Origin of the sequence: Streptomyces triticisoli, from assembly GCF_003270085.1 — a bacterium.
GTDB lineage: Bacteria > Actinomycetota > Actinomycetes > Streptomycetales > Streptomycetaceae > Streptomyces > Streptomyces triticisoli.
On sequence record NZ_QFDQ01000242.1, the window covers coordinates 24,584 to 33,062 of the forward strand.

An 8,479-nucleotide genomic window follows, 5' to 3' on the forward strand; every position below is an offset into this window, starting at 1 on the left:
ACGCCCTCACCTCAGCCTCGGGTCGAGGGCGTCGCGCACCGCGTCGCCGAGCATGATGAAGGCCAGGACCGTGATCGCGAGGGCGCCGGCGGGCCACAGCAGGGCGTGCGGGGCGTTGCGGACGTAGGGGGAGGCGGCGGAGATGTCGATGCCCCAGGAGACGCTGGGCGGCTTCAGTCCGACGCCGAGGTAGGACAGGGTGGCCTCCAGCGCGATGTACGTGCCGAGCGCGATGGTGGCGACGACGATCACCGGGGCGACGGCGTTGGGCGCGATGTGGCGCAGCAGGATGCGGGAGTGGGAGGCGCCGAGGGCGCGGGCGGCCTGGACGTAGTCCTGCTGTTTGGCGGCGATGACCGAGCCGCGCGCGATGCGGAAGATCTGCGGCCAGCCCAGCAGCACGATGAACCCGACGACCGGCCAGACGGTGTTGCTGGTGACGACGGACAGCAGGACGAGGCCGCCGAGGACGACGGGGATGGCGAAGAAGATGTCGGTGGCCCGGGACAGGAGGGCGTCCGAGGCCCCGCCGAAGTACCCGGCGAGTCCGCCCAGCACCGAACCGAGGAGCGCGACCCCGAGCGTGGCGCACACGCCGACCGTGACGGAGGCGCGGGCGCCGTGGACGGTGCGGGTGTAGACGTCGCAGCCCTGGCCGTCGAAGCCGAAGGGGTGGCCGGGCGCCGGGCCGTCCTGAGCCCTGGCCAGGTCGCAGGTGAGGGGGTTGCCCGGGGCGATCAGGGACGGCCGGATCGCGATGACGACCAGGAAGCAGATCACCAGCGCGGAGACCAGGAAGACGGGGTTGCGGCGCAGGTCGCGCCAGGCGTCGGACCACAGGGAACGGGCCCGTCCGCCGGAGGCGGCTGATGAACGCAGCGCGACGGGGCCGGTGCTCTCGGGGCCGCCGGGCGCCCCCTCCAGGGTGCTCGCCTCCCTCGCCCCGAGGTCCATCGCGCCGCCCATGCCGGTGCCGGCCACGGCGCGCTCGGGCTCGTGGGGCGGCGGCTGCTCAGGCATAGCGGATCCTCGGGTCGAGTACGGCGTACAGCAGGTCCACGAGCAGGTTGGCGACCAGGAAGACCAGGACGAGGACGGTGACGAAGCCGACGACGGTCTGGGTGTTCTGGCGGAGGATGCCCTGGTAGAGCTGGTAGCCGACGCCGTGGATGTTGAAGATGCGCTCGGTGACGATGGCGCCGCCCATCAGGGCGCCGATGTCGGTGCCGATGAAGGTGACCACCGGGATGAGCGAGTTGCGCAGCAGGTGCCGGACGACGATCCGGCGGCGGGGCAGGCCCTTGGCGACGGCCGTGCGGAGGTAGTCGGAGCGCTGGTTCTCGGCGAGGGAGGTGCGGGTCAGGCGGGTGACGTAGGCGAGGGAGACGGAGGCGAGGACCAGGCCGGGCACGATCAGCTCGCCGAAGGAGGCCTCCGGGGAGACGGAGGGTTTGATCCAGGCCCACTGGACGCCGAGGAGCAGTTGCAGGAGCAGGCCGGTGACGAAGGTGGGGACGGAGATGACGACGAGGGTGAGGACGAGGACCGAGGTGTCCACGGGCCGGCCGCGGCGCAGTCCGCTCACCACGCCGAGCGCGATGCCGATGACGATCTCGAAGAGGATCGCGACGACGGTCAGCCGGATGGTGACGGGAAACGCCGACGCCATCAGCTGGGTGACGGGCTGGCCGTTGAACGCCGACCCGAAGTCGCCGGTGAAGACGTTGCCCATGTAGGTCGTGTATTGCTGCCACAGCGGCTGGTCGAGGCCGAACTGCCGCCTGAGCTGGGCGGCGGTGGCGGTGTCGCAGGCGCGTTCGCCGCACAGTCCGGCGATGGGGTCGCCCATCACGTTGACCATGAGGAAGATCAGCAGAGTGGCCCCGAAGAAGACGGGGATCATCTGGAGCAGCCGGCGCGCGACGTAGCGTCCCATGTGGATCAGCCGACCCTGATCTCGTCGTAGACGGGGACGCTGAAGGGGTTGAGCGCGACGTCGTGCAGCCGGTCGGTGTAGCCGGCGCTGCCGTTCTGGTACCAGAGCGGGATGGCGGCCATGTTGTCGCGTACGACGCCCTCGGCCTGCTGGAACAGCCGGATCGCCCTGTTCTTGTCACTCTCGGCGTTGGCCCGGTCGACGAGGTGGTCGAACTGCCTGTTGGACCACTTGCCGTCGTTGGAGGAGGCGCCCGTGTAGTAGAGCGGCTGGAGGAAGTTCTGGATGAGCGGGTAGTCCATCTGCCAGCCGGCCCGGAAGGGTCCGGTCATCTTGTGCCGGCCGATCTGGTTGCGGAAGTCGGCGAAGGTTCCGACCGGGTTGCCGACGCAGACCCTGTCGTTGCCGAGCGCGTTGTTGATGGAGTTGCACACGGCGTCCACCCACTGCTTGTGCGAGCCCGTGTCCGCGTTGTACGTGATGCTCAGCCGGCCGCCGGGGATCCCGCCGCCCTCCTGGACCAGCTTCCTGGCCGCCGCGGGGTCGTACGCGCAGGCCCTGCCGCACAGGCCCGGCTTGTAGCCGCCGTCGGTGCCGAGGACCGGGGAGGTCCAGTCGGTGGCGGGGGTGCGGGTGCCCCGGAAGATGGTCCGGGTGATCTGCTCGCGGTTGATGGCCATGGACAGGCCGGTGCGGACCTTCTTGGCCCCGCTGGTGTTCCACTTCGGGTCGTAGAACGGGAAGGCGAGGGTCTGCAGGATGCCGGCCGGGGTGTTGATGTAGCGGCCGCCCAGATCGGTCCTGACGTTCTTGAGCTGGCTGGCGGGGATGTCGTCGACGAGGTCGAGGTTGCCGGCCAGGACGTCGGTGTACGCGGTGTTGTTGTCGGTGTAGACGACCAGGGTCACGCCGTCGTTGCGGGCCTTGTCGGGGCCCGGGTAGCCGGCCCACCTCCGCAGGGTCATCTGGGAACCCTTGGTGTACGACTCGATGGTGTACGGGCCGTTGCCGACGGGCTTGTCCAGCCAGGCGGAGTGGTGGGTGAAGAAGGTGCGGGGCAGTGGGGCGAAGGCTGCGTAGCCGAGGGTGTCGGGGAAGGTGGAGAACTTCTGGCCGAGGGTGACGGTGAAGGTGCGCGGGCCGGTGACCTTCAGCCCGGAGAGGGTGTCGGCGGTCTGGGTGCCGGTTTCGGGGTGGACCTTGTCGTAGCCCTGGATGTAGCCGAAGAAGTACGCGTTCTTCTGGTTGTTCCTGAGGCTCGCGCCGTAGTTCCAGGCGTCGACGAAGGACCTGGCGGTGACCGGCTCGCCGTTGCTGAACTTCCAGCCGTTCTTGACGGTGATGGTGAAGTGCCGGGAATCGGTGGTGTCGATCCGCTCGGCGAGCATGTTCTCGGCCTTGCCGGTCTTCGGGTCGTACCGCTTCAGCCCCCGAAAGATCATGTCGAGGACCTTGCCGCCCTGCACCTCGTTGGTGTTGGACGGCTCCAGCGGGTTCTGCGGGTCGCCCCAGGAGGAGCTGAGCACCCTGCCGCCACTGCTGCCGCTCGCCCCGCCTCCGCAGGCGGCGAGGGCGAGCAGGACCACCGCCGCACCCGCGACCCACCGGGTGCGTGCGACTCCACGCATGGGTGTGCCTCCTCGGGGTGCGATGACCTGAGGACATATCAGCACATTACCCGCATATCGCACACTTGCCGCACCGCCGGGCCCACCGCTCCAGCCGGACGGCTCCACCGCACCGCGGGCTCACCCCACCGCGGGCCCGGTCCGGCCGTCCGGCTTCCGGCTTCCGGCTCAGTGCTGCTCGGTGCCGGAGGTGGCCACCAGCTCCACCTCGAACCCGTCGGCGTCGGCGAGATAGCCGGCGTAGTGCTCGGGGCCTCCGGCGTGCGGGTAGCGGTCGGTGAAGAGCGGGGACCAGCCGTACGCGGGCGCGTCCCGCATCAGCGCGTCGACCTGGGCCGGAGTGCCGGCGTGGAAGGCGAGGTGGTTGAGGCCGGGGCGCGTCCGGTCGTGGCCGCCGTCCCTCATCGCCGGGGACTGCTCGACCACGAGGTAGGTCGCCCCCTGTCGCCAGCTGCGACCGTGCTCCCACTCCTGGTGCGGCCGGTAGCCGAGGCGGCCGAGCAGCCAGCCCCAGGAGCGGACCGCGCGGAGCAGGTCGGGGACCCAGAGTTCGACGTGGTGCAGCATCCGGTTCCTTCGCGGCTTCTTCCGGAAAACGCCGGTTCCCGGCGCCCCTGGGGGACGCCGGGAACCGAAAACGGCCGTACGGACCTCACGCCGCGTGGACGACGTCCTTCTCCTCGGCGAAGTGGCAGGCCGACTCGTGGGCCGCCGGGGAGTCCGTGCCCTTGAAGCGCTCGGGGATGGCGAGGAGCGGGACCTCCTCGGCGCACTTGTCCTGGGCCTTCCAGCAGCGGGTGCGGAAGCGGCAGCCCGAGGGCGGGTTGGCCGGGGACGGCACGTCGCCGGTGAGGATGATCCGCTCACGTCCCTCGCGGGCGTCCGGGTCCGGCACGGGGACCGCCGACAGCAGCGCCTGGGTGTAGGGGTGCGTCGGGTGCTCGTAGATCTGCTCGTCCGTGCCGATCTCGGCGATCTTGCCGAGGTACATCACGCCCACGCGGTCCGAGATGTGCCGGACGATCGACAGGTCGTGCGCGATGAAGAGGTAGGACAGGTTGAACTCGTCCTGCAGCCTCTCCATCAGGTTGATGACCTGCGCCTGGACGGAGACGTCCAGCGCCGAGACCGGCTCGTCGCAGATGATGATCTCGGGGTTGAGCGCGAGGCCGCGGGCGATGCCGATGCGCTGGCGCTGACCGCCGGAGAACTGGTGCGGGTAGCGGTTGATGTACTCCGGGTTGAGACCGACGACGTCCAGCAGCTCCTGCACCTTGCGGCGCCGGTCGCCCTTCGGGGCCACCTCGGGGTGGATGTCGAAGGGCTCGCCGATGATGTCGCCCACCGTCATCCGGGGGTTCAGCGAGGTGTACGGGTCCTGGAACACCATCTGGATGTTGCGGCGCACCGCCTTCAGCGCGCGCCCGGACAGCCGGGTGATGTCCTGGCCCTTGTAGAAGATCTCGCCGGCGGTCGCCTGCTCCAGGTTCATCAGCAGCTTGGCGACGGTGGACTTGCCGCAGCCGGACTCGCCCACGATGCCGAGGGTCTCGCCCTGGTACAGGTCGAAGGAGACCCCGTCGACCGCCTTGACCGCGCCGATCTGCTTCTTGAACAAGATGCCCTGGGTCAGCGGGAAGTGCTTGACCAGGTTGCGCACCTGGAGGATGGGCTCGCCTCGCTCGACGGTCGCGTCGAGGGCGGCGACCGCCTCCTCCTCGGTGGTCACGTCGACGGTTTCCACCTCGGAGACGTTCGGCGTGGCGTCGTCCTTCGGCTCGTCGTCCTTCGCGAGCTTCGAGGGCTCAGCCATGGATCGTCTCCTTCCAGAAGTGGCACGCCGAACCCCGCCCGGGCAGTTCGGTGCCGTCCTGCTCGGTGACCGGGTGCAGGGCCGGGATCTCCGTACGGCAGATGTCCTGCGCCTTGGGGCAGCGCGGGTTGAAGGCGCAGCCGGACGGGATACGGGTGAGGTTGGGCGGCAGGCCCTTGATCGCGTAGAGCTCCTGACCCTTCTGGTCCAGGCGCGGGATCGAGTCGAGCAGGCCCTGCGTGTAGGGGTGCGAAGGTCGCTTGTACAGCTCGTGCACGGGGGCGGTCTCGACGATGCGGCCGGCGTACATCACCGCGATCTTGTCGGCGACGTCCGCGACCACGCCCAGGTCGTGGGTGATCAGGATCAGGCCCATGTTGTACTCGCGCTGCAGTTCCGCGAGCAGGTCCATCACCTGGGCCTGCACCGTCACGTCGAGCGCCGTGGTGGGCTCGTCGGCGATGATCAGGTCCGGCTCCAGGGCCAGCGCCATGGCGATCATGATGCGCTGGCGCATACCGCCGGAGAACTGGTGCGGGTAGTCCCCCACCCGTGCCGCCGCCGCGGGGATCTTGACCTGGTCCATCAGCTCGATGGACCTGGCCTTGGCCTCCTTCTTGGACAGGCCCAGGTGGACCCGGAACATCTCGCCGAGCTGGTAGCCCACGGAGAGCACCGGGTTCAGCGAGGACAGCGCGTCCTGGAAGATCATGGCGATCTTCCGGCCGCGGATCTTCCGCCGCTCGTCCTCGGACATCTTCAGCATGTCCTCGCCGCGGAAGAGGATCTCCCCCTTGGGGATCCGTCCGGGCGGCATGTCGAGGATGCCCATGATCGCCTGCGCGGTCACGGACTTGCCGGAACCGGACTCGCCGAGCACGGCGAGCGTCTCACCGGCGCTGACCGTGTAGTTGACCCCGTTGACGGCCTTGGCGACGCCGTCCCGGGTCCTGAACTCCACGTGCAGGTCGCGGACTTCGAGGAGCGGACCGCCGGAGTCGGCGTCCGGACGGGGCGCGGGAACGTCCGCGGGCTTGTCGATGATGGTCACGTACGCCTCCCTCAGCGCAGCTTGGGGTCGAGGGCGTTGCGTACCGCATCGCCGAACATGAGGAACGAGAGCACCGTGATCGAGATCATGACCGAGGGAACGATCAGGACGTACGGCGCGTTGCGCAGCTGCTGCCGCCCCGTGGACACGTCCACACCCCAGGACACCGTGGGCTCGGCGAGACCGACGCCGAGGAAGGACAGCGTGGCCTCGGCCACGATGTAGCCGCCCAGTGCGATGGTCGCCACGACGATGATGGGGGCGAGCGCGTTGGGCAGGATGTGCCTGAACAGGATGCGCGAGGTGGAGGCGCCGAGCGCCTTGGCCGCGACGACGTAGTCGGACTGCTTGATGGTGACCACGGCACCGCGGGCAACGCGGGCGATCGTCGTCCAGCCGAGGAAGGCCATGGCCAGGATGACGACCCAGATCTTGCGCTCGGTGAAGGTGGTGAGGACGACCAGGGCGCCGAGCAGGTACGGGATACCCATGAAGATGTCGGTGATCCGGGAGAGCAGGGTGTCGACCAGACCCCCGAAGTAGCCGGCGATCATGCCGACCAGGGTGCCGAGGATGGCCACCGCCACGGTCACACCGACGCCCACCAGAATCGAGGCGCGGGCCCCGTAAATGACCCGGGCGTAGATGGAGCGCCCCTGGCCGTCGTACCCGAACCAGTCGGCCGCGAAGAAGTGGCTCCAGTTCGGGGGCTGGAGGTAGTGCTTGGCCAGATCGGCGTCGCGCGGCGAGGCGCTGGTGAACAGCGACGGCGCGGTCGCCATCACGAGCAGCAGCACGATCAGTACGGCCGAGACCAGGAAGAGCGGGTTGCGGCGCAGGTCGTGCCAGGCGTCGGACCAGAGGCTGCGCGCCTTCGCCGAGGCGGGCACCCCGGCCTCGGGAGCGGTGGCCTCGGACGCCGTACCGGTCGCCTCGGGCAGCTCGACCTTGTCAGCGGTCTTCTCAGGCATACCGGATCCTCGGGTCCAGGACCGCGTAGAGCAGGTCGACGAGCAGGCTGGTGAGCAGGTAGACGATCACGATCAGCGAGGCGATGCCGACGACCGTGGCGCCCTCCCTGCGGGTGAGGGCCTCGTAGATGGCGTTGCCGACGCCCTGCACGTTGAAGATGCCCTCGGTCACGATGGCGCCGGTCATCAGGTTGCCGATGTCGGTGCCGAGGAAGGTGACGACGGGGATCAGGGAGTTGCGCATGAGGTGCACGCCGACGACCCTGCGGCGCGGCAGTCCCTTGGCCACGGCGGTGCGCATGTAGTCGGCTCGCAGGTTCTCCGCCATCGACGTACGGGTCAGCCGGGCCACGTACGCCAGCGAGAGGGATCCCAGGACGAGCGCGGGCAGGAAGAGGTCGCCGAAGTTCTCGGAGTCCTGCACGGTCGGGGTGATCATCTGCAGCTGGAAGGCGAAGATGTACTGCAGCAGGTAACCCAGCACGAAGGAGGGCATCGAGATCAGGATCAGCGTGAGGGTCAGCAGCCCGCGGTCCTGGACGGAGTCCGGACGGAGGCCGGCGATGACACCCAGGCTGATTCCGACGACCACCATGAAGGTGAAGGCGAACAGGGTGAGACGGATGGTCACCGGGAACGCGTCGACGATGATCTCCGCGACCTCACGCTTGCTCGCGATCTCGGTGCCGAAGTCGCCCTGGAACATGCCGCCCAGGTAATGGCCGTACTGCCACCACCAAGGACGGTCGAGTCCGAGGTCGTGTCTGATGTTCGCGACCACGGTCGGGTCGTACGCCTGGTCCCCCATGAGCGCCCTCACGGGGTCACCGGGCAGGACGTACATCATCATGAAGATCAGGAAAGTTGATCCGAGGAATACCGGGATCATCTGGAGCAGTCGTCGTGCGACATAACGCCCCATGGGTGCCTCCGTGTGGGATGACTGCAGCCGGGGCCGTCCGGTAGAGGAACCCTCCGTGCAGTTCTCCGCACCTTCGCGGAAGCCGAAGGGGCCGAGGAGGAGCGGGGGGAGGACGACCCTGCGGCCTCCGCCGCCGCCGGTCGGGCGACCGGCGGCGG

General features: G+C 69.0%; 8 protein-coding genes. All 8 read right to left on the reverse strand.

The annotated features are described in order from the left end of the window. Positions 1-6: 6 nt before the first annotated feature. A complete protein-coding gene (locus tag DEP02_RS28870; RefSeq protein WP_112470618.1) occupies positions 7-1,020 on the reverse strand; it encodes an ABC transporter permease in 1,014 nt (337 codons plus the stop codon). Beyond that, complete coding sequence (locus DEP02_RS28875) at positions 1,013-1,936, reverse strand: ABC transporter permease (protein WP_112470619.1); 924 nt, start codon at positions 1,934-1,936, stop codon at positions 1,013-1,015. Before DEP02_RS28875 ends, DEP02_RS28870 begins: the two co-directional genes overlap by 8 nt. Before the next feature lie 5 nt (positions 1,937-1,941). Then, complete coding sequence (locus tag DEP02_RS28880; RefSeq protein ID WP_112470620.1) at positions 1,942-3,564, reverse strand: peptide ABC transporter substrate-binding protein; 1,623 nt, start codon at positions 3,562-3,564, stop codon at positions 1,942-1,944. Positions 3,565-3,732: 168 nt separating this feature from the next. After that, positions 3,733-4,131, reverse strand: a complete 399-nt coding sequence (locus DEP02_RS28885) for a VOC family protein (RefSeq protein ID WP_112470621.1) — start codon at positions 4,129-4,131, stop codon at positions 3,733-3,735. A gap of 85 nt (positions 4,132-4,216) precedes the next feature. After that, positions 4,217-5,377 carry an ABC transporter ATP-binding protein gene (locus tag DEP02_RS28890; protein ID WP_112470622.1) on the reverse strand — a complete coding sequence of 387 codons (1,161 nt, stop codon included), beginning with the start codon at positions 5,375-5,377 and terminating at the stop codon, positions 4,217-4,219. Continuing rightward, positions 5,370-6,428: an ABC transporter ATP-binding protein gene (locus tag DEP02_RS28895; RefSeq protein WP_112470623.1), complete on the reverse strand. Its 1,059-nt coding sequence runs from the start codon at positions 6,426-6,428 to the stop codon at positions 5,370-5,372. Before DEP02_RS28895 ends, DEP02_RS28890 begins: the two co-directional genes overlap by 8 nt. An 11-nt stretch (positions 6,429-6,439) precedes the next feature. Beyond that, positions 6,440-7,399 (reverse strand): ABC transporter permease, encoded by a 960-nt coding sequence (locus DEP02_RS28900; protein ID WP_112470624.1) that lies wholly within the window; start codon positions 7,397-7,399, stop codon positions 6,440-6,442. Continuing rightward, entirely contained in the window at positions 7,392-8,321 is a 930-nt protein-coding gene (locus DEP02_RS28905; protein ID WP_112470625.1) for an ABC transporter permease, read from the reverse strand. Before DEP02_RS28905 ends, DEP02_RS28900 begins: the two co-directional genes overlap by 8 nt. Positions 8,322-8,479: the final 158 nt, after the last annotated feature.